This is a genomic window from Estrella lausannensis (assembly GCF_900000175.1).
Lineage (GTDB): Bacteria > Chlamydiota > Chlamydiia > Chlamydiales > Criblamydiaceae > Estrella > Estrella lausannensis.
The window spans coordinates 326,710-347,161 of record NZ_CWGJ01000025.1 but is presented as its reverse complement, the minus strand read 5'-3'; the positions used below and the strand labels follow the sequence as shown (position 1 = coordinate 347,161).

At 49.8% G+C, this 20,452-nt stretch carries 14 protein-coding genes; 10 read left to right on the top strand and 4 right to left on the bottom strand.

Annotated features, from left to right (window positions below; translation table 11 throughout):
- Positions 1–28 precede the first annotated feature (28 nt).
- The 3 genes from ELAC_RS08930 to ELAC_RS08920 are packed head-to-tail and all read left to right on the top strand — an operon-like array spanning position 29 to position 3,317.
- Complete coding sequence (locus ELAC_RS08930; RefSeq protein WP_098038931.1) at positions 29–1,117, top strand: thiamine pyrophosphate-dependent dehydrogenase E1 component subunit alpha; 1,089 nt, start codon at positions 29–31, stop codon at positions 1,115–1,117.
- Positions 1,110–2,087: an alpha-ketoacid dehydrogenase subunit beta gene (locus tag ELAC_RS08925; protein WP_098038930.1), complete on the top strand. Its 978-nt coding sequence runs from the start codon at positions 1,110–1,112 to the stop codon at positions 2,085–2,087. The genes ELAC_RS08930 and ELAC_RS08925 overlap by 8 nt, the downstream gene beginning before the upstream one ends.
- 27 nt (positions 2,088–2,114) lie before the next feature.
- Positions 2,115–3,317 (top strand): dihydrolipoamide acetyltransferase family protein, encoded by a 1,203-nt coding sequence (locus tag ELAC_RS08920; RefSeq protein WP_098038929.1) that lies wholly within the window; start codon positions 2,115–2,117, stop codon positions 3,315–3,317.
- A 55-nt stretch (positions 3,318–3,372) separates the two neighbouring features.
- On the opposite strand, the gene ELAC_RS08915 is transcribed toward ELAC_RS08920, so the two are convergent.
- Genes ELAC_RS08915 through ELAC_RS08900 form a run of 4 tightly spaced genes read right to left on the bottom strand, consistent with a single transcriptional unit; the run spans position 3,373 to position 6,989 of the window.
- Positions 3,373–3,567, bottom strand: coding sequence for a hypothetical protein (locus tag ELAC_RS08915; protein WP_098038928.1), 195 nt, complete (start codon positions 3,565–3,567; stop codon positions 3,373–3,375).
- Positions 3,542–5,020, bottom strand: coding sequence for a bifunctional 2-methylcitrate dehydratase/aconitate hydratase (locus ELAC_RS08910; protein ID WP_098038927.1), 1,479 nt, complete (start codon positions 5,018–5,020; stop codon positions 3,542–3,544). Before ELAC_RS08910 ends, ELAC_RS08915 begins: the two co-directional genes overlap by 26 nt.
- Positions 4,993–6,126 (bottom strand): citrate/2-methylcitrate synthase, encoded by a 1,134-nt coding sequence (locus ELAC_RS08905; RefSeq protein WP_098038926.1) that lies wholly within the window; start codon positions 6,124–6,126, stop codon positions 4,993–4,995. Before ELAC_RS08905 ends, ELAC_RS08910 begins: the two co-directional genes overlap by 28 nt.
- A gap of 8 nt (positions 6,127–6,134) precedes the next feature.
- Positions 6,135–6,989, bottom strand: coding sequence for an isocitrate lyase/phosphoenolpyruvate mutase family protein (locus ELAC_RS08900; protein ID WP_098038925.1), 855 nt, complete (start codon positions 6,987–6,989; stop codon positions 6,135–6,137).
- Between the two features lie 415 nt (positions 6,990–7,404).
- On the opposite strand from ELAC_RS08900, the gene ELAC_RS08895 reads away from it, so the two are divergent.
- The 7 genes from ELAC_RS08895 (at position 7,405) to ELAC_RS08865 (ending at position 20,445) form a co-directional block, all read left to right on the top strand.
- A complete protein-coding gene (locus ELAC_RS08895) occupies positions 7,405–8,760 on the top strand; it encodes a 3-hydroxyacyl-CoA dehydrogenase family protein (protein ID WP_098038924.1) in 1,356 nt (451 codons plus the stop codon).
- Positions 8,757–9,998 carry a thiolase C-terminal domain-containing protein gene (locus ELAC_RS08890; RefSeq protein WP_098038923.1) on the top strand — a complete coding sequence of 414 codons (1,242 nt, stop codon included), beginning with the start codon at positions 8,757–8,759 and terminating at the stop codon, positions 9,996–9,998. The genes ELAC_RS08895 and ELAC_RS08890 overlap by 4 nt, the downstream gene beginning before the upstream one ends.
- Positions 9,999–10,793: 795 nt before the next feature.
- The gene (locus tag ELAC_RS08885) at positions 10,794–14,282 is read left to right on the top strand and encodes a DEAD/DEAH box helicase (protein ID WP_098038922.1); all 3,489 of its coding nucleotides are present in this window, start codon (positions 10,794–10,796) and stop codon (positions 14,280–14,282) included.
- 338 nt (positions 14,283–14,620) lie between these two features.
- Complete coding sequence (locus ELAC_RS08880) at positions 14,621–15,682, top strand: rod shape-determining protein (RefSeq protein ID WP_098039001.1); 1,062 nt, start codon at positions 14,621–14,623, stop codon at positions 15,680–15,682.
- Positions 15,683–15,947: 265 nt separating this feature from the next.
- Positions 15,948–17,816, top strand: coding sequence for a phosphoenolpyruvate carboxykinase (GTP) (locus ELAC_RS08875; protein WP_098039000.1), 1,869 nt, complete (start codon positions 15,948–15,950; stop codon positions 17,814–17,816).
- 8 nt (positions 17,817–17,824) lie between these two features.
- Positions 17,825–19,228: a LysM peptidoglycan-binding domain-containing protein gene (locus ELAC_RS08870; RefSeq protein ID WP_098038921.1), complete on the top strand. Its 1,404-nt coding sequence runs from the start codon at positions 17,825–17,827 to the stop codon at positions 19,226–19,228.
- Positions 19,229–19,491: 263 nt separating this feature from the next.
- Positions 19,492–20,445, top strand: a complete 954-nt coding sequence (locus ELAC_RS08865; RefSeq protein WP_098038920.1) for an HIT family protein — start codon at positions 19,492–19,494, stop codon at positions 20,443–20,445.
- Positions 20,446–20,452: the final 7 nt, after the last annotated feature.

Genomic DNA, 20,452 nt, shown 5'->3' with positions numbered 1-20,452 from the left:
ATGGAAGGGTAAAGAAGAGTGAGGAACCATGCCGCCGCCAACAGTCATCGGCTACCTGAAGTCCGACGGATCGCTGACAAGCAGCGATCTAGCCTTACCTGCGGATACATTGATCCATTGCTATGAAACGATGGTCAAAACCCGTCTTGTCGATGAAAGGATGGTTACCCTGCAAAGGCAGGGTCTTATCTCGTTCGCGCTGACATCTTTCGGGGAGGAAGCCGCTGCCGTCGGCTCCGCCGCGGCTTTGACTGTGGACGACTGGATGTATCCCCAGTACCGCGAGCTTGGCTGTCTTTTCTATCGCGGCTACTCCATTAAAGACTACATTCATCACATGTTTGGCGATGCCAAAGATTCCATTTTGGGAAGGCAGATGCCCAATCACTTTGGATCAAAAGAACTCAATATCGTCACTGTGTCCTCCCCCATCGGCACCAAGATCCCTCATGCGGCCGGCTCCGCCTACGCGATGAAACTGAAAAAAGAAAAAAATATCGCCATATGCTACTTCGGCGAGGGAGCCACATCCGAAGGAGACTTCCATGCCGGCCTCAACTTCGCCGCCGTCCGCAAAGCGCCGGCGATCTTTTTTTGCCGCAACAACGGTTATGCCATCTCAACACCTGTAAAAGAACAATTCGCATCCGATGGCATTGCTCCGAAAGGCATCGGCTACGGTATTGAAGCGATGAAGATCGATGGCAACGATCTTTTCGCGGTTTTCCATGCCGTCAAACAAGCCAAAGAGATGTGCCTTGCCGGCAAAGGTCCGGTCCTAATCGAAGCGATGACATATCGTCTCGGCGCCCATTCCACATCGGACGACCCCACACGCTACCGCAGTGAAGAAGAGGTAAAAAAGGCCAAGGAAAAATGCCCGATCAAACGTCTGTTCCTCTATTTAAAGGCAAGAGAGCTCTTTGACGAAGAGAAAAACGAGGCTCTCAAACAGAGAATTTTACAAGAGATCAACGAAGGAATCGAGGAGGCAAAAAAAACCCCTCCCCCGCCGATAGAATCCCTCTTTGAGCATGTCTATTTTTCCATGCCGCGCCACCTAAAAGAGCAGCTGCAAGAGTGCCTGAATCAAAAAAGCGAGTCAGCCGATGCCTGAGATGAACATGATCCAAGCTCTCAATCACACTCTGAAAGAGGAGTTCAAACGCGACGGGCGCCTCGTTATCTTTGGAGAGGATGCCGGCTATTTTGGCGGCGTCTTCAGAGTGACGGAAGGCATGCAGGAGATGTTCGGCGAAGAGCGCTGCTTTAGCACTCCCCTTTCTGAGCAGGGAATAGTCGGTTTTGCCATCGGCATGGCCCAGCAAGGGATGAAGCCGATCGCGGAGATCCAGTTTGCCGACTATATCTTTCCTGCCTACGACCAGATCGTCAACGAAATGGCTAAAATGCGCTATCGGACAGCCAACCAGTACTCTAGCCCGGTCGTCATCAGGACTCCTTACGGCGGAGGAATCCATGGAGGACACTACCACTCCCAATCTCCCGAAGCGCAGTTTTTACACACACCGGGATTGGTTGTCTGCGTCGCTTCAACTCCCTATGATGCCAAAGGGCTTCTCACCGCTGCCATCGAGTCCAACGACCCGGTCATATTTTTCGAGCCGAAGAGAATATACCGCGCTGTCAAAAGCGAAGTTCCTCTGGAGCGCTATGTGATCCCCTTCGGCCAAGCCGAAATTGCACGGCAAGGAAAAGACCTCACACTGATCGGATGGGGCGCTCAACACCACCAGAACATGCTAGCGGCAGAGAGCCTCCACAAAGAAAAAGGCATCGACATCGAAGTCATCAACTTGAGAACGTTGAATCCTCTCGATATGGACTCCATTGTCATATCCGTCGCGAAGACAGGACGCCTCGTGATCGCGCATGAAGCTCCCCTGACGGGCGGTTTTGGCGCTGAGCTTGCCGCACAAGTTCAGGAAAAGTGTTTTCTTCACCTTCTCGCTCCCGTCAAACGCTGCTGCGGCTGGGATACTCCCTTTCCCAATACACTCGAGCACGATTACCTTCCCGATGCCGAACGAGTGAAAAACGCTGCAATCGAGACAGTCAACTACTAGTTTTTACCCTGACAGAGGTCTTTTGCCATGGAATCGATCTACACATTCAATCTGCCGGACATCGGTGAAGGCGTTGTCGAAGGGGAAGTTGTCCAATGGCTGAAAAAAAAAGGGGACACGGTCGGCAAAGACGAGCCGGTGGTCATCGTCATGACTGATAAAGCGACAGTCGAGCTACCCTCACCTGTGGCGGGCTCTTTAGACACTCTATTCTGTAAAGAGGGCGATATTGCCAAAGTCGGAAAACCCCTCTACTCCATCGCGACAAAAGAAGCTATAAAGGAAGAGACGGCTTCAGTCCCCAAAGAAAAATCTCCAAAGGAACCTCCCCGAACAATCGAGAAGCAAGAAAAGGCGAGACAATCAGGAAAGCCGGCCATCCCTCAGGTGCGCAAGATCGCAAAAGATCTCCACATTGACTTGGATGAGATTGAAGGCACCGGGAAAGAGGGGCGGATCACGATGGAAGACCTCTCTCGTACGCTTAAAAGCTCTCCTCAAACTTTGAAAAAAGAGCCTCTTCCTTCCTTTCAGGACGATACAGTCGAAAAAGTGGTCGGCATCCCCCGACTGATGGCAGAAAAAATGGCCACCTCCAAGCGGGTAGCCCCCCATTTTTCCTATTTCGAGCAAATCGACGCCACCCGATTGATTCAGCTGAAAGAGAGTTTTAAGAAAGCGGCAGAAAAAGAAAATATCCGCATCACCTTCATGCCCTTCATCATCAAAGCAGTCTCGCTCGCTCTCCAAAACTTTCCCAAAGCTAACAGCACGTATGACATGGACCAGGGCGTGCTCTACATCCATAAACACCACAACATCGGCATTGCCATCTCAACGCCCCTTGGACTGATCGTGCCTGTGCTTCACGACGTGCAGAATATGGCGTTGGAAACTATTATCCGCTCCTATGACAGCTTAGTGACAAGAGCGCGGGAAAAAAATTTGCGGGCAGAAGAGATGAAGGGATCGACGATCACCGTCAGCAACTTTGGCGGCCTGGAAGGTTCGGGACGATGGGCAACGCCCGTCATCAACTACCCGGAAGTGGCCATACTTGCCATCAACCGGATCCAGAAAGCACCGATGGTCAAAGGCGATCAGGTCGTTGTCCGGGATGCACTCAATATCTCATGGAGCTTCGACCACCGCGTCATCGACGGCAATTTGGCGGCAGCTGTTTCCCACTACTTCGCCACGCTGATCCAAAATCCGGCAAAGCTGATGTAAATCAGACCGAAAGTGTCTCAAAGCTAAAAAATTTTGAAACACTTTCGGTATGTGATCAGATCACAATAGTACCCTCTGAAATCCTGATATAGCTCTTATGAGGAAAGAATCTCTGCAGGGCAACTTCATAGATATCCATGTGTTCTTTCTCGCCGCTAATGATAAGCGGCCTTGTCCTATTCGTTTCGATCACTTCCCTTGCTATCGTTAAGCGACACAGGTATTCAAGACTTGGCACTCCTCCGATCATGGCTCTCACCTTCCTTGTGAAATAGCTCCATCCATTCCCGGATGGACAGCTTGTAAAAGAGCTCTTTATGATGAAAAAGCTGCATAATCCGTGCTATTTTATCCTCAGAATAAATTTCCTTAAAGCACTCCTCCGCCTTTTTTAAGAGACGCGGTTTTGCCTCCTCACGGCGCTTCCTGTGGCCTAGCGGATAATCAAACTCTTCCTTGATGGATGTGCCGCAGCGAAAGACTACCTTCACCGAATTGGCAATCGACCGCTTGTCCCTCTCATGATACTCCCGAGAAAATCTCTCGTTTTCCGTCACTTCCATCAAACCTCGCAGTCGATCGATCCATGGGTTTTTTGCCATTTCGTCTTCATAATCGTCGGCTGTGAGCCGCCCGTTCAGAAGGGCGACAGCCACCATATACTGCAGGCAGTGATCTCTGTCTGCGTAGTTATGCAAAGGCCCCTTCTTGTCGATGATGCGGATCGCCGCCTCATGCGTCTCGATTTCAATTCTGTCGATTTCCTCGAGCCGATCCTTAATTTTTTTGTGAAGGCGGATGGCGCACTCGACAGCTGTCTGCGCGTGAAATTCAGCCGGAAAGGAGACTTTAAACAGGATGTTTTCAATGATATAGGTACCTAAGTGTCCGCTTAAGGACAAGGGTGCCCCGTCAAACAGCGTGTCGGCAAGGCCCCATCTGGGGGTGGAGAGCACTTTCGGATAGCCCATCTCCCCTTTGATTGCCAGGCCGGCGAGTAAAAGCCCCCTGCTGGAGGCATCCCCTGCCGCCCATGATTTTCTTGAGCCTGTATTCGGGAAGTGGCGGTAGCATCTCAGCGGACCGGCATCGGCAAATGCGTTAGAGACCGCGCTTGCAATTGCCTGTTCATCACCCCCAAGCATCGAAGCGGCAACCGCTGCTGATGCGACCTTCACCAAGATCACATGATCAAACCCAAAACGGTTAAAGCTGTTCTCCAGGGCAAGCGTTCCCTGCACTTCATAGGCTTTGATCAGACAAGTCAGCACGTCGGCCACAGTCAGCTCCCGGCCCTTGCCGGACAAATAGTCGGCAACTGCCAAAATCGCCCCCAGATTATCGGAAGGGTGCCCCCACTCCTTGGCAAGAAATGTGTCGTTGTAATCGAGCCATCGGATCAAAGAGCCGATCTGAAAAGCTCCGGAGAGGAGGCCTGCCCGCAAATGGGTGCCGGGAATTGAAATACTTCCCCCGGCATCCTCTCCCTCAAAGACGCCTCCCAGTATACGGCTGACCCCGGGAGCTTTAAGAGCCGCCGCAAGACAGGCATAGGCATCCAAAAGACTTAAGGAGGCAGTCTCGAGCGCCTCATGCCCGGGATGCAAGGGTTCGCCGACGTACCTCACGATTTTACGGATCGGTTCATCGTAGTCAGTCAGCTGCTCTTTACGCTCTAAGATCTCTTGCCGATGGGCTTCCATGTTTCCCTCTTGGGTCCTGTGTAGTTGCTTAGTGGTCTGATTAATTTGTTATTTTGCCTCTGTTCCAGAAGATGCGCCGACCATCCCACGATCCTCGACATCACGAAAATCGGTGTGAACATCGCTGTCGGAATGCCGAGATAGCGGAATGCCAGGGCGCTGTAGAAGTCCAAGTTAGGAAAAAGCTTCTTCTCCCGCCGCATCACCTCTTCTATACGTTCGGCGATCTCAAAGGTTTCAAGATCCCCGGCGTCCTCGGCGAGCTTTCTCGCAATATCCTTGATGATGTCAGATCGTGGATCGCGCGTCGTATAGACGCGGTGGCCAAAGCCCATGATCAGCTCTTTACGCTCGAGCATCCTAAGCACGCCCTGCTCTGCCTCCTGCTGGCTTTGGAACTTCAAGATCAGCTCGATTGCCTTTTCATTAGCTCCCCCATGTAAAGGACCGCTGAGGGCACCGATGCCGCCGCAAATGGCGGAATAAAAATCAGAAAGAGTACTCGCAATGGTTCTCACGGTAAATGTGGAAGCGTTGAACTCATGCTCGGCATAAAGGATCAGGGCTATGTCTAAAAAGCGTTGATGCTCCTCGGACGCCTCATGACCCAGGATAAGCTGCAAAAGGTGGCCGGAGTGATTCTTTTCTTGGGTCACGAGATCCAGGCGCTTTCCCTTTGTATGCAGCGTATGCCAGTAGAGCAAGGGAGCCCCGATGCAAGAGACTAACTTGTCGGCTATATCAAAACGCCCCTTTTCCTCGATCTCCGGCTCGAAATGGCCGAGCGCCGATACTGACGTCCTCATCACGTCCATCATGCCGGCATCTTTCGGAATCTGCTCCAAAATTGCCTTCAGATTCACAGGAAGATCTCTCTTCTCCTTCAAAACAACTCTATAATCGGAAAGCTCTTTCTCCGTCGGCAAAGACCCCCTCAGAATCAGCCATGCCGTCTCCTCAAAAGAAGCGAAACGGGCCAAATCCTCGATCGGGTATCCCCGGTAGAGGAGACTCTCCTCCTCGCTGCCGCACAGGCAAATGGAACTGTCGCCGGCAATGACTCCGGCAAGACCCCCGCTCTTTTTCTTCTCAGCAACCTCGGCCATACACTTACCTACTCTTTGAATTTTGAACGCGCCTCAAGATCGTGATAACCGATCAAATCATAAAGCTCTACCCTTGTCTGCATCTTTTCAAGAAGTCCGCCCTGCCCCGCTCTCAACTCATCGAGAGCTTCCGAACACGCCCCGAGCATCACCCGATTGAGCGTAAGGGGGTACAAAGCCATGTCGGCTCCAACCGCGTTTAGCTCACTCGCAGTTAGAATCTTGCACTTTCCGAATTCGGTCAGGTTCACCAAGAGCGGCAGCCCGCACTCCTCTTTGACAACCCTAAAAAGTTCAGAGTCAACACTCCCCTCCAAAAAGAGCATATCCGCTCCCGCCTCGCGGTAAGCCTGAGCGCGCTTCACCACATCACCAACTTTCTCAATGCCAGGGCTATCCGTTCTCGCCATGATGACAAAATCGGGATCTTTTCTCCCTCGCACTGCAGCCGCTATCCTCTCCTGCATCAGCCCTTTGGCAACAAGCGCCTTACCCTGCCTGTGGCCGCACCTTTTCTCAAAAACCTGATCCTCAATATGTACCGCTGCCACGCCGGCCTGCTCCATCAACTGAACAGTCCGTTCGATCATGAGCGGGCCGCCAAAACCGGTGTCAATATCCACTAGCAGCGGCAAAGAAGATCTGTCAGCGATCCGGCGCGCCTCCTCAGCCAGCTCTACCGGCGTCGTCATCCCAAGATCCGGCAAGCCAAATGAAAAAGTGGCATAACCGCCGCCGGAAAGATAAAGAGCCTGAAATCCCTTCCTCTCAATCAGCATCGCCACCAGCGGCGATGCGGCCCCGACGATCAAGAGAGGAGAGCTCTCCTTCACTGCTTTCTTAAACTTAAGACCGGCACTCATGAACAAATCCCCCTCGTTGAGGAGGATAGGGATGCCGTCCCCAACCCCCTGCCAAAAGACCCCATGGCCCTTTGAAATCCCTATGCCAAATTTTGAGACACTTTCAGTCTATACCGAAACAACTTGAAGAATTGGAAATTTGGCCAGGAGGGCCTTAAGAATTTTTGTCCAGAGCGAGCGACCATTGCCGAGAGGCAAGGCGCGAGTGAGAACGAAAATTCTTAAGTAAACCCGACGAAGCCAAAGACAAATTCTTCAATTTGTTTCGGTATATCTTCCTGCTTCCGTTTTTAAGCATTCAGGATTAAAAAGAAAGTGGTGTAAAGAAAATTTTTTGACTCATGTGATTTCCACGAATTCTATCGAATGTTAACTGAAATATCAGGGAGTCCCCCGCCTCCCCAAAGAAGGATTTATGAACAGTTTGGCTCTTAGCAAAAAGATCTCCATCGTCGGTGCCGGTGGTAAAATGGGATCCGGCATTGCACTGCTTACGCTTTTAAAGCTCTCATTTCAGGGGGAAGAAAGAGGATCGCTTCACCTGATCGATATGAGCGAGGCCTCTCTCAGCCGTCTTAAGCATTATCTAAAGGAACATCTGAAAAAAGAATCCGAAAGAAACATCGTCTTGCTAAGAGAAATGTACCAAGATAGGGAAGAGCTGATCGAGAATTCGGAAATTGTCCAGCATCATATGGAAAAGGCGATGGAGCGGGTCTATTTTGGAACTGCCATCGAAGAATCTTCCGGCTCGGATCTGATATTTGAAGCTGTTTTTGAAAAAATCGATCTGAAAACCGCTCTGTTAACAAAGATCGGTGCCCTCTCAAAAGAGGGAACCATTCTCACAAACACCTCTTCGATCCCGATTGGATTCTTAGAGAAGAGCGCGGCAGTTGAAGGGAGGATCGCAGGATTCCATTTCTATAATCCACCAATTGTGCAAAAGCTTCTGGAAGTGGTGGTGCCCGAGGGATCGGAGGACAAATTGCTGACCGGCTGTCTAGAGATTGCCAAAGAACTTGGCAAGACAGCAGTCGTTTCGAGAGATATCGCCGGATTCATAGGCAACGGGATCTTCATCAGGGAAATTTTACTTACTTTGAATATTTTAGAAGAGCTGAAGCGGCAGATGCCGATTCACCTTGCCCTGTTGGTACTCAATACAGTGACAAAGGATTTGCTTCTGCGCCCCATGGGTATTTTCCAGCTGATCGATTATGTCGGTGTCGATGTAGCATTGAATATCATCCTGTCTATGCGCCGGTTCCTTGACGATCCTTCAATGCACTCCTCTCTTTTGGAAGACATGGTCATGAAAAGAAGGACTGGCGGCCACATGGGCGACAGCGGCCAAAAAGAGGGTTTTTTCCGTTACAAGGGGCATGAGGCGGAAGCGGTGCTCGATCTTGAAAAGAATGTCTATCGTCCTCTCGATGCAAGCATGAAAGCAGAGGTTGCCAACCTGCTCGGAGGGAAATCGACTCCTGCACTGACATGGAAGAGCCTCTCCAAGGATGCCGGTAGAGATGCCCTGATCGAAGATTTCATCCTCTCCACGGTTAAACAAGGTACACTGGGGTCTCATCTCATGCTGCGCTACTTGAGGTTTCTGAGAGATGCTTCAGCAGTCCTTGTGCAGGAGGGGGTGGCCTCGTCTATCGAAGATGTCTCCCTCGTTTTGAAACTAGGATTTTATCATCTTTACGGACCGGATGCCCGTTTTCTAACTAGTATGGAAGCCATTACATGCAAAGGATGCTGCCCATGAGCCCGTTTTCAAAAAAAATCTATGCCGCAGCAGGTTTTACAACCGTCTTTATGGGATCGGGAAGACCTGAATTCCGTCCGGGAGAGCCGAGAAGGCCCTTTGAAGACTACCTCTTGGAGACAGCTCAAGGGACGATGGCGAGCATGGGTAACCCGGAGTTTGACGAAGGGGTCATTGGCGCATTTATGGCCCAGCGTTTCCTCAAGCAAGGAAACCTCCCCGGCTTTCTGCCGTTCATGGTACCTAGCCTCTCCGGTAAACCCTGTTTTGCTGTAGAAGGGGCCTGTGGAACGGGGGGCAGGGCTATCGGACTTGCGATCAGAAGCCTGCTCGCCCTGGACCGCGACGCACTCTTCGTTTCCGGATTCGAGATGCAAAACACTGTCAAATCACTCTACGGCGCCGACTACCTCTCTGGCGCCGCCTATTTCCGCAAAGAGAGAAAAAAAGGGCACGCATTTTTCTTCCCGGGCATTTTCTCGGGCAAAGCGGGGGCCTACTACAAGAAATGGGGCGAGGAAAAGGCCAGAAAAGCCATGGCCAGATGGCATGAGCACGCTATATTATGCGCAAGAAAAAACCCCAAAGCCCAGGAAGCCTTCAATCAAGACGGCGATCCCTTTGCACTTGGAATGACCCCGCCCAATCCATCCAGGTTCGTGCCCTGCCTCAATTTCTATGACTGCTCAAAAGTATCCGATGGCGCGGCATCCATAGGACTTTTCTCAGAGCGAGGACTCCATAGGGCGGGCATTCGTCAAGAGGATGCAGTGGAGATTGTAGGAATCGGCGAGGCCGAGGCTGACATCACCATACCTCCTGAAGACGAGGCGTTTCTCCATACGACGAAAATTGCCGTCGATAAAGCGCTTGACCAAGCACGCCTTGACAGGAGGGAGATCGCTGTTTTGGAGATTCATGACTGTTTCACGATTACGGCTCTTCTCTCCTTTGAGGCGGCCGGTTTTGCCAAACAAGGGCAAGCGCCGGATCTGATTGAGGAGGGCAGACATCTCATCACCGGCACGATTCCAACGAACATGTCGGGTGGATTATCAGGATTTGGCCATCCGACGGGAGCGACGGGGGTGCGGCAGCTTGTCGACTTAGAAAAACAGCTGACGGGCAAAGCCGCCAATCAGGCTCCTTTGAAAACCCCTTACGGCATGATGATCAGTATGGGCGGCAATGATAAGACGGTCACCTGCCTGATCGTGAGGAAGGGCGGAGTTGGCTGAGGGGCCGTTAAGAAAATTAAATCACATAATTTGCCTGCCGAATTCGGCTATACCGAAAGTGTCTCAAAGCCCAAAAGTCAATTGTTGAGACATTTTCGATATAGTTTGCATTCACGCAGTTGATCAATAGACTTAAAACAGAGCGAATTTTCAGAAGATTTCAATTTATACCGAAATGCGGCCACTCCTCTTAAAAAAGGTGGAATTTTTTAAGCAAGCAAAGCTATCTTTACGGCAATTTCGAAGGAGAGTGCCCAAGAGGTAAAACAGCTGTTGCCAAAACGCATTGAAGTGTATCGAAAAATATCTTATACCAGAGTATCCGGAAAAATTTGTTTATAGCCTACTGAAGACTTCCTTAGGGATATGCGATCTGGAAAAGAGCTCTGTATTCGCCGATACCGCCTCTTTTAACTCACTTAGCACTAAGGTTTTTAATACAGCCAAAGCGCGACTTCGGGATCTTTCATTGAAAAGTGAAACAATTCCCGCGGCGCAAGGATACCGTCCATCGGATCGGCTAACGCAGTATGGATACTGACACGAGTACGAAATGGGGTTTTTGAAAAAAAAGGAATCCTCGGGATTGAAAGATCATAAGCGGCCTAATATTCTCAATATAAGCTCGCCTACGATCGTTCAATCGCGAGAAATTTCTCCAAGCTTAAATCCTAATTTTGAGATACTTTCGGTATGAATATCCCTTGGGAATTTTCCACGAACTGCAATGGAACGATTTGTGAGGAGTTTCTAAGCTGCCGAATGCGGTTTGTAATTATATAAATAAGAGGAATGATGCTTAACTTTCGCAGACTTAAGCAAGATTTCGCCCCTTCGGTCGTGAAAGAAGGACAGGCAAGTTATCAGGGAAAATTGGTTGACAACGTTAAAATTGTCAGCTTGTCCGGCCAAACGTTGAGGCTGGCTGCGAGAGTGCAAGGCGCCTTTGAAAACACCTACGAGTGCGAAATCGAAATCGACAGGCAGAGCTCTACGATCATCGACTCCAACTGCGATTGCCCCTACACCTACGACTGCCAGCATCTTTCCGCTGTCTTGTTTTTTCTCGAAGAAAACCTCGATGCCATCTTAGTCCGATTTGGAAGCGAAGAGAATCTGGAAGAAAAAATCGAAGAGCCTGCAGAAAAAGTTCATATCCAGGAAACAATTAAGAAAGCCAAAGTCAAAGAGTCGCAAAGAAAGGGATTGCAGCAGCAAAAAGAACTTTTGCAAGAGTATATTGGCGCCGCTGACGTGCTGGGACGTTCGCCCTTTTTCCTTAAGGAAGAAGGCTTCGTCGAAGACAAGGCCGAACTTGCGCTGATTCTGATGGAGATGCAGACGGAAGGCATGCCCAAGGCAGAGCTCCAGATCGCCCTGAGGCTTCCCTTTAGGTCGAAACCGCTCAACATCCCCAATATCAAGGAATTTTTCAACGCGATCCACTACAACGAACCGATCTATATCAACAGCAAAAGGTTCTACTTCACCTCGCAATCGTTTGAGCCTTCAAACTTTGCCATGATCGAGCTTCTCTCGCGCTATGTGATCCAGCCGGAAAAGATCTTAGCCGAAAAGGGAACTCGGTTCGGCCTAATAGCCCTGGAGCACCTTGGAGAGATCCTATCCAACTTGCACGACCAATTCCAGCAGAGAAAAAATTCGCTCACCAATCCTCTGCAGCCAATGTCGCCCGATGTGCCCTATATCTTCTTCAAAACCCTTGAAGAGCCTCTGAAGCTATCGCTGGCGCCAGCCCAGATCATCATCGACATTGAATTTTTAGACACCGGCGCCCCTAAACTGCTTCTCAATCCTACGATCGACCTGAGCGGCAAAAAGGCGACTCTCGAGCAGATCATGCTCTTTGAGTGCGCCAAACCGGGATTGATCCACGAACATCACTACTACCGCTTTGAGCCGGAAATCAAAAGGCGCCATCTTAAAGATTTGGAAGCACTCCGCTCCATCACCATTCCCGAACCGCTCTTCGGTACCTTCGTGGAAAACTCGCTTCCGGAGATTTTGCGCTTTGCGGAAGTGCGTAACAAAGACAGAATCGATCACCTGATCACGCTACCGTACGTTGAAACGCTGTCTGCCGAGTGCGACTTAAGCTACCTGAATGGCGAGCTTGAGGCCTCCTTGCAATTTATCTACAGCGGCAACAAAATCCCTTCGGCATCATCGAAGTTGTCTACGAACCACTTGAACCACTTCATCATGAAGGACGGCATCTTAGCCAGAAACCTGACGGAAGAGCAGAAAATTATCGAGGACCTCTTTCAGGACTTCATCTTTGATCCTGCCGAAGGGACCTACACGGCCAAGATGGAAAAGAAGATCGTCGAGTTCATGACGGACGTCATTCCAAGAAATCAAAGCCGCATCCAGTTCGTATGCCCTGAAAACCTCCTGGATCAATTCATCTATGACGAGACTGTTTTCAGCCTCCATCTGAAAGAGTCGTCCAAAGTAGATATGTTTGAGATTCACGTCGGGATCGAAGGGGATCTGGAAGGGGTGAGCGTCAGTACCCTCTGGGAATGCGTCTCCTCTAAAAAGCCTTACATTGAGCTGACGAAAAGAAAAGCTGAGGCAAAAAAAAGAGGTAAACCCTCATCCGATCAAAAGGCGATCCATAAGATCCTCGTCTTGGATCTGGAAAAGCTGACTCCCCTGATTCAGCTTTTTGATGAAATTGGCATCGAGGAGCTGAAATCCCACATCAGCGAAAGACCCCTCTGGAATTTGGCGAACATCAAAGAAGAACATCTCTCTTCTTTGCCCCTAGCCTTTTCGATGACCGATAAGCTGAAGGAAATACAAGAGCAAATACTCGGCACAAAAGAAGTTATGGTCAGGGAAGTGCCCAAAGAGATCAAAGCCGAGCTTCGCTCATACCAAATTGAAGGGGCCAATTGGCTGGAGCGCCTGCGTAATATGCATTTAAATGGCATCCTGGCAGATGATATGGGTCTTGGTAAAACACTGCAGGCCATCGTTGTCCTAACCCAGCAAAAACTCGATGAACCAAAGTCGCAGTCCCTGATCGTTTGTCCGACCTCTCTTGTATACAACTGGAAGGAAGAGATTCAGAAATTCAATCCCAACCTCCGGGTGCTGATCGTTGACGGCATCCCCAACCAGAGGAAGAAGTTGATCGATGCGCGCGACAGCTACGACATCCTTGTCACCTCCTATTCTCTGCTCCAAAAAGATATCGACCACTATCAGCAATCCCCATTCGCCTACATTCTTCTTGATGAAGCGCAGCACATCAAGAACCGGGGAACAAGAAATGCCAAGAGCGTCAAACAGGTTCAGGCCAAGCACAAGCTCATCTTAACCGGTACACCGATTGAAAACTCGCTCGATGAACTCTGGAGCTTGTTCGACTTCCTGATGCCCGGCCTTCTAAGCACCTATGACCGGTTTGTGGAAAAATATATCCGGACGCCCCATGAGGAAAAGGAGAAGAATATCAACAAGCTCAAGCAGAAGGTCTCACCCTTTATCTTGCGCCGCATGAAAAAAGATGTTCTCTCTGAGCTGCCTGACGTTTCAGAGATTGTATACTACTGCCATCTGACCGACGCCCAGAAAGAGCTGTATCGGTCGTACGCCGAATCGGCCCGTAGAGAGCTGTCGCAGCTGGTTCAGAAAGAAGGATTCGATAAGGTGCAGATCCATGTTTTGGCTACCTTGACAAGACTGAAGCAGATCTGCTGCCATCCGGCCATTTTCGCCAAGGAAGCAGTCGAAGAGGGCGACTCCGCCAAATACGACCTGCTCCAGGACCTTCTGCAAAACCTGATCGAGGGCAACCACAAGACGGTAGTGTTCAGCCAATACACCAGAATGCTCAATATCATCAGCCGCGACCTGAAAAAGAAAGGCATTGCGTTCGAATACCTGGATGGTTCCACGAAAAACAGGCTCGACATCGTCAACCGATTCAATGAGGACGAAAAGATTCCTATCTTCTTGGTTTCCCTTAAAGCGGGTGGTGTCGGACTTAACTTAGTGGGCGCCGACACGGTGGTTCACTACGATATGTGGTGGAATCCGGCCGTTGAAAACCAAGCGACAGACAGGGTACACAGGATAGGGCAAAAGAATTCCGTGTCCTCCTACAAACTCATCACTTTAAATACGATAGAAGAGAAAATTCTGGAAATGCAAAATAGGAAGAGAGGTCTTGTGAAAAAGATCGTATCGACCGACGAGGAAGCGATTTCCAAACTAACTTGGGAAGAGGTTTTAGAACTGCTTCAGACTTAAAACCCAGGCTGCTCGCGTTTCATCGGACCGCCTGGCAGATACAACCTCCGAAAGAGGTTATACCGAAAAGAGCTCAAAATTTGGCTTTTGGCAAAGAAAAAGCCCACCCAGATTAAAAGATTGTAAGTCACCTAATATTAGAAATATGAGATGACTTGCAATCTTTTGATTCCGAGGCTTTATCAAAGCCCCCATGTCAAATTTTAAGGCGCATCCGGTATAATAGGCTGTTAAACAATTTTCAATTGAGGGTGTATTCGCATATTCGCCCTCTCCACTTGAGTGAGGAATACATGAGTAAACAAGGGCAAGAAAGCATCGGAGCCCAAATCAACAACATGGCCAATTCCGCCTTTGGCCGCCTGACAAAATTCCGCGGCGTATTTTCAAATGATATCGGCATCGACCTCGGCACCGCCAACACATTGGTTTTTGTCAGGGGAAAAGGAATCGTACTCGCAGAGCCTTCCGTGGTTGCCGTCGACTCCTCGACAAACGAAGTTCTCGCCGTCGGCCATAAAGCTAAGGCGATGCTCGGCAGAACGCCGCAAAAAATCCATGCGGTGCGCCCGATGAAAGACGGTGTTATCGCCGACTTTGAAATCGCTGAAGGGATGCTTAAGGCTCTGATCAAACGGGTAACCCCTTCCAGAAGCTTGTTCAGACCAAAAATCCTGATCGCCGTTCCCTCGGGAATTACCGGCGTGGAAAAGAGAGCCGTCGAAGACAGCGCCCTCCACGCGGGAGCCCAAGAGGTTATTTTGATCGAAGAGCCGATGGCCGCTGCGATCGGTGTCGACCTGCCCGTGCATGAGCCTGCCGCGAACTTCATCATCGACATCGGCGGTGGAACGACGGAAATTGGAACGACGGAAATCGCCATTATTTCCCTTGGCGGCATCGTCGAATCGAGATCGCTCAGGATAGCCGGGGATGAGTTTGATGACTGCATCATGAACTACATGCGACGTACCTACAACCTCATGATCGGTCCAAGGACTGCCGAAGAGATCAAGATGACGATCGGTTCAGCCTACCCCCTGGGTAGCAACGAGCTGGAGATGGAGGTTAGGGGACGCGACCAAGTGGCCGGACTGCCCATCACCAAAAGGATCAACTCGGTTGAAATTCGGGAATGTTTGGCTGAGCCTATACAGCAGATCATCGAAAGCATCAAACTGACTTTAGAAAAGTGCCCACCGGAACTTGCCTCGGACCTGGTCGAAAGAGGGATGGTCATCTGCGGCGGGGGCGCTCTCATCAAAGGGATCGACAAGGCTCTGATCAAAGAGACAGGTTTACCGGTTATCGTTGCTCCAAACCCGCTTCTCGCTGTCTGCCTTGGCACCGGCAAAGCTTTAGATTACCTCGATAAATTTAGAAAGAGGAAATTTTTTTAAGCTTGATAGCTATACCGTAGGTGTCTCGAATATGGTTTTTGAGCTTTGAGACTGCCCGTAAAGATTGAAAGATTGCAAGTCACCCCATATTTCCAAATATCAAGTGAATTGCGATCTTTCAATCAAGAGGCACTCTAATTGTCAAAAGCCCAAATATTGAGATACTTTGAGTATGTATACCGAAAGTATCTCAAAATTTGGGATTTTGAGACACTTTCGGTATATTCTGACGCGCTCTTATTTAAAGTAGGCATTGTAAATTATGATGAGCAAGAAAAAAACAACTCCTGCACAACCCTCACTGGAGAGTTGGACGTCTAACCGTTCACTGATCAACTGGATCAGAAAGGTGCGCGAGCTCTGCGAGCCGGACAATGTCTGGTTTATGGATGGCTCAAAAGAAGAGTATGAGTGTTTGATCGAAAAGCTCATCAAAGCCGGAACCTTGATCAAGCTAAATGAAAAGCTGAGACCCGGAAGCTATCTTGCCAGGTCAAGTCCGGGAGATGTCGCCCGTGTGGAAGACAGAACTTTCATCTGCTCGAAAAACAAGATTGATGCCGGTCCTACAAATAATTGGAAAGAACCTGAAGAGATGAAAAAGATCCTCGATTCGCTCTTCAAAGGGTGCATGAGAGGGAGAACCATGTACGTCATCCCTTTCAGCATGGGCCCAATCGGCTCACCGATTGCCCAGATTGGCGTCCAGATCACCGACTCCCCCTACGTTGCCGTTAGCATGAGAGTGATGACAAGAATTGGCAAGAAGGTGCTGGATATCTTGGGAGATGGCTTTTTTGTTCCATGCCTCCACTCTGTCGGTATGCCTCTTTCCAAGAGTCAAAAGGACATCCCCTGGCCGTGCAATGCCGAAAATAAATACATCGTCCATTTCCCCGAAACGAGAGAGATTTGGTCTTATGGCAGCGGCTATGGCGGAAACGCCTTGCTCGGGAAGAAATGCCTTAGCCTGCGTATTGCTTCCGTTATGGGCAGGGACGGCGGCTGGCTCGCCGAGCATATGCTTATTTTAGGCATCACCAATCCGCAGGGAGAAAAAAAATATATCGCTGCCGCATTCCCCTCCGCCTGCGGGAAAACAAACCTTGCCATGATGACGCCCACAATCCCCGGATGGAAAGTGGAGACCGTTGGCGACGATATCGCCTGGATGAAATTTGGCAAAGACGGTCGGCTTTACGCTATCAATCCCGAAGCCGGATTTTTCGGAGTGGCCCCGGGAACTTCTCTCAAATCCAACCCGAATGCCATGGCGACCATCAGGCAAAACACCATCTTCACCAACGTAGCCCTGACCGATGAGGGGGACGTGTGGTGGGAAGCTATGACCGACACCCCGCCGGCTCACCTGATTGACTGGCAGGGACGCAACTGGACGCCCGATTCCGGTGAACGCTCTTCTCACCCTAACTCCCGCTTTACCGCACCGGCCTCCCAGTGTCCCAGCATCGATCCTGCCTGGGAAGACAAAGCCGGCGTCCCCATCTCAGCGATCATCTTCGGAGGAAGAAGAAGAGACACAGTTCCTCTTGTACTCGAAGCATTGAACTGGAAGCACGGCACTTTCCTGGGAGCCTCCGTCTCCTCGGAGATGACCGCTGCGCAAGAAGGCGTTGTCGGTAAACTGCGGCATGATCCCTTTGCAATGCTCCCCTTTGCCGGATACAACATGGGGGACTATTTCCAGCATTGGCTGAACATCGGCGAGAAAAGCTCGCCCTCACTCCTCCCTAAAATCTTTTTTGTGAATTGGTTCAGAAGGGGACAAGACGGCAGCTACCTGTGGCCGGGATTCGGAGAGAACAGCCGCGTACTCAAATGGATCCTCGAACGCGTCTCAGGAGAGGGCGCCGCGCTCAAAACGCCGATTGGCTACCTACCGAAGAAAAATGCCCTTGATGTCGAAGGGTTGAATATCACAAAGACTGCGCTTGACCAACTGCTCAAAGTCGACAAAGAAGCCTGGATCAAAGATCTGGAGCATCTGCGCGACTATTTCAAACTCTTTGGCGACAGATTCCCGAAAACGCTCTCCGAAGAGCTGAACGAGCTGGAAAGGAAGTTAAAGGAAAAAAACACAAAAAAGGACGCAGTGCTTAAAGAAGCACCATAAAGAACACTTTGAAAGACGATCTTCTACTGAAAATCAAACGGCTCAGAAAGACACTCCTGTTGAGTGGACTGCTGAACATTTTTTTGATTTTTTGCTTTATCTTGTGGGTCAAGGAAACGACAGCTCCTCCTATCGGCGAGATGAAACTAACCAAGAGATCGTCTCCTCATCGCCCGTATCTTGCAGAAAAAACAGGGAGCGATATCCTCTATTCGCTCTCCGAGAAAACGATCCAGGAAATCGCACCCGACCTGAAGGACAACTCCCTGATTGAAAACGGATTCTCCGTGAGAGACTTCGCGTTGGGAAGCTTAACTTCCATCCATCATCTTGATACGGAGCGTGCCTTCGCTTCGGTGGGCAAACCCAGGCAGAGAAGAAGGATCACCTACGCGGATCCCGCCGGAAAAAAAAGGGAAATTGTTATCTATTCCGATGCCAAAGATGAACATTTTGAAGCAGCCTACAGCCTGATCCGTTCCGAAAAATGGCCTATTTCCCCTTTTGGGATGTATCTGAAACTGTTAAATACTAAAGACGATTACGATCCCTCTTTAACTTACGCGTTTCAGTTCACCAAAGACTTCAAGACAGTGGAGCTCTCTTTAGCAAAATCGGGGTTGCACATCTCCTCCGATGAGCTGCTCTCACTGATTCTTGAAGGTCCGTTTGACCTCATCAAAACTCTCGATCTCACACTGCAGGCCGACGAGGCTAAGGAAGCAAGACGTGAATTTCTTTTGGCGTACGTTGATTCTGGTTCTGAGACAGCCACCTCCCTGTTTCTTAAATCCGATTTTGAGTACGCGGTCAAAAAAATTGACGACAGACAAGCCGTCAAGGTGCTGAACAATCTAACCAAAGAGACCCCTCATGCCAGGCAATACGCTTTAGCACTCCTGTTAAGCCCAAGAGGGGATGCTGTTTGGGAAATCTCCGCAAAAAAACTCTATGAACTTGCAGATGAGAAAGAACCCGATCCCCTGACGCGAAAAGCGGCGCTGGCACGATTCGCACCTGTGTTCACCGAAAAAAAAGAGACTGAGGCATCACCTCTCACAGATGCACCCAAAGAGATCGTAGAAAAAAAACCGAAAGTTGTTCCGATCGCTGAAAAAACAGAGACGCCTTTGAAAAAAAGCCCTGAAAAAGAAGTATCGGCCCCCAAACCTGCCAAATCGCCTCCCCCTCAAAAACCGATCACTTCTCTGCCCAAAAAACCGGTGCCCCAGAAAAAAATAGCTGAAGCTCTCGCCCCCAAAAAGAAAGGGAAAAGGGCCTATATCGTCCAGGAAGGAGATACTCTCTGGAAGGTCAGTAAAAGATTCGGCGTTGACCCTAAAGAGATTCGTGAGATGAACGGGCTGCAATCAAGCTACTTGAAGCCAGGCACCCTCATCAAGTTACCGTAGCGCCCCCACTACAATCCTATACCGAAAATCCCTCCCAATTTGTTTTCGGAAAGAGAACCCTCCCCCGCTATTTTCTAAGATGCTTCAATTTTTTTGTCGTCAATTAATAAACTAAGTATAATTCTCAGAGATTGTTCCTCAAAAAAATCATTCAACTTCCAATACACATGTAAATTATATCGAAATATACCGAAAGTGTCTCACATTGGAGATTTTGAGACCCATTCGGCATCAATTCACAAATCAACTCCCTAGGGTTCCTTATGTTTTACGAAGCCACCGCTTATTACAATCACGCCTGGACGTCCTATAACCTTGAACACCCCCTGAACAATCAAATCCTCTTGCATGCAGGGAATGAACTGTTAGTTGAGGTTCCTGAAAAATCTCTAGCGTCAGGATCCCTGCAGATTCAGTCTATAACTGAAAGGCTGACCATTTCTGAATGGACTCCCACGATGCATCGGGAGGCCTTCGATTTGATGCAAAAAATTGCCTCCATCTGGAAGCAAAAAGGCATCACGGACTACCTGATTTACGGAAAAGAAGCGGCAGGGAAGAGCTTTTGCTTCGAGATGGTTCCCTATGAGAAAAGCGCATTTTCCATTTTCAGGCAGCTGAAAGTACTGTTTGGGATCACCTTTGGAGCATTTGCAGATTCTATGGAAAAAAGAGAAGCGGTCGCCCGCGAGTACGAAGGAGTCCGCGATCTTTTTTCGGAAGCGCTCGCCGACCTCTCCGACAGGGTAGATAGCCTCTCTTCCCACGATGATGCATTTTGCAAAGAGAGCACGTTTGCGAGGCAATGCGTTTTTGAGGGAAGGACTATCAGCGTACTCCAGGACTACGCTCCGCTGGCCACGGAAGAAGAGAAGCTTCATCTGATCTTAGTGACTCGTCAGCACCGCGACAGCTTCTCTGACATCTCCGAAGAAGAGTATCTCGAATCAGCGGGTATGATGTCCAAGCTGATCAGCCACTACAGAGAAAAGGGGTTTTCTACCACTTACATTTTCGAAAAAATCGGCAGGCCCGCCGGTCAGAGTGTCCCCCATCGCCACCTGCACCTTGTCTTCACAAAACAAGAGAGCGAAGAGCTCCTGGGTAAGCTGCTCGTGCTTAAGAAAATGGTGCTGGGAGCCTCAAAGATGCCGGACGAGGAGCTCAGAAGGAGAGTAGAGTCCCTAAGGGCTGAGCTGCTCGGGGTTCTTCAATAACTGCTTC

Coding starts and splice junctions, on each gene's coding strand:
- ELAC_RS08910 (WP_098038927.1), bottom strand. CDS start 5,020: ATGGAAGCCCATCGGCAAGAGATCTTAGAGCGTAAAGAGCAGCTGACT.
- ELAC_RS08875 (WP_098039000.1), top strand. CDS start 15,948: ATGAGCAAGAAAAAAACAACTCCTGCACAACCCTCACTGGAGAGTTGG.
- ELAC_RS08890 (WP_098038923.1), top strand. CDS start 8,757: ATGAGCCCGTTTTCAAAAAAAATCTATGCCGCAGCAGGTTTTACAACC.
- ELAC_RS08930 (WP_098038931.1), top strand. CDS start 29: ATGCCGCCGCCAACAGTCATCGGCTACCTGAAGTCCGACGGATCGCTG.
- ELAC_RS08925 (WP_098038930.1), top strand. CDS start 1,110: ATGCCTGAGATGAACATGATCCAAGCTCTCAATCACACTCTGAAAGAG.
- ELAC_RS08915 (WP_098038928.1), bottom strand. CDS start 3,567: ATGATCGGAGGAGTGCCAAGTCTTGAATACCTGTGTCGCTTAACGATA.
- ELAC_RS08885 (WP_098038922.1), top strand. CDS start 10,794: ATGCTTAACTTTCGCAGACTTAAGCAAGATTTCGCCCCTTCGGTCGTG.
- ELAC_RS08865 (WP_098038920.1), top strand. CDS start 19,492: ATGTTTTACGAAGCCACCGCTTATTACAATCACGCCTGGACGTCCTAT.
- ELAC_RS08905 (WP_098038926.1), bottom strand. CDS start 6,126: ATGGCCGAGGTTGCTGAGAAGAAAAAGAGCGGGGGTCTTGCCGGAGTC.
- ELAC_RS08920 (WP_098038929.1), top strand. CDS start 2,115: ATGGAATCGATCTACACATTCAATCTGCCGGACATCGGTGAAGGCGTT.
- ELAC_RS08880 (WP_098039001.1), top strand. CDS start 14,621: ATGGCCAATTCCGCCTTTGGCCGCCTGACAAAATTCCGCGGCGTATTT.
- ELAC_RS08895 (WP_098038924.1), top strand. CDS start 7,405: ATGAACAGTTTGGCTCTTAGCAAAAAGATCTCCATCGTCGGTGCCGGT.
- ELAC_RS08900 (WP_098038925.1), bottom strand. CDS start 6,989: ATGAGTGCCGGTCTTAAGTTTAAGAAAGCAGTGAAGGAGAGCTCTCCT.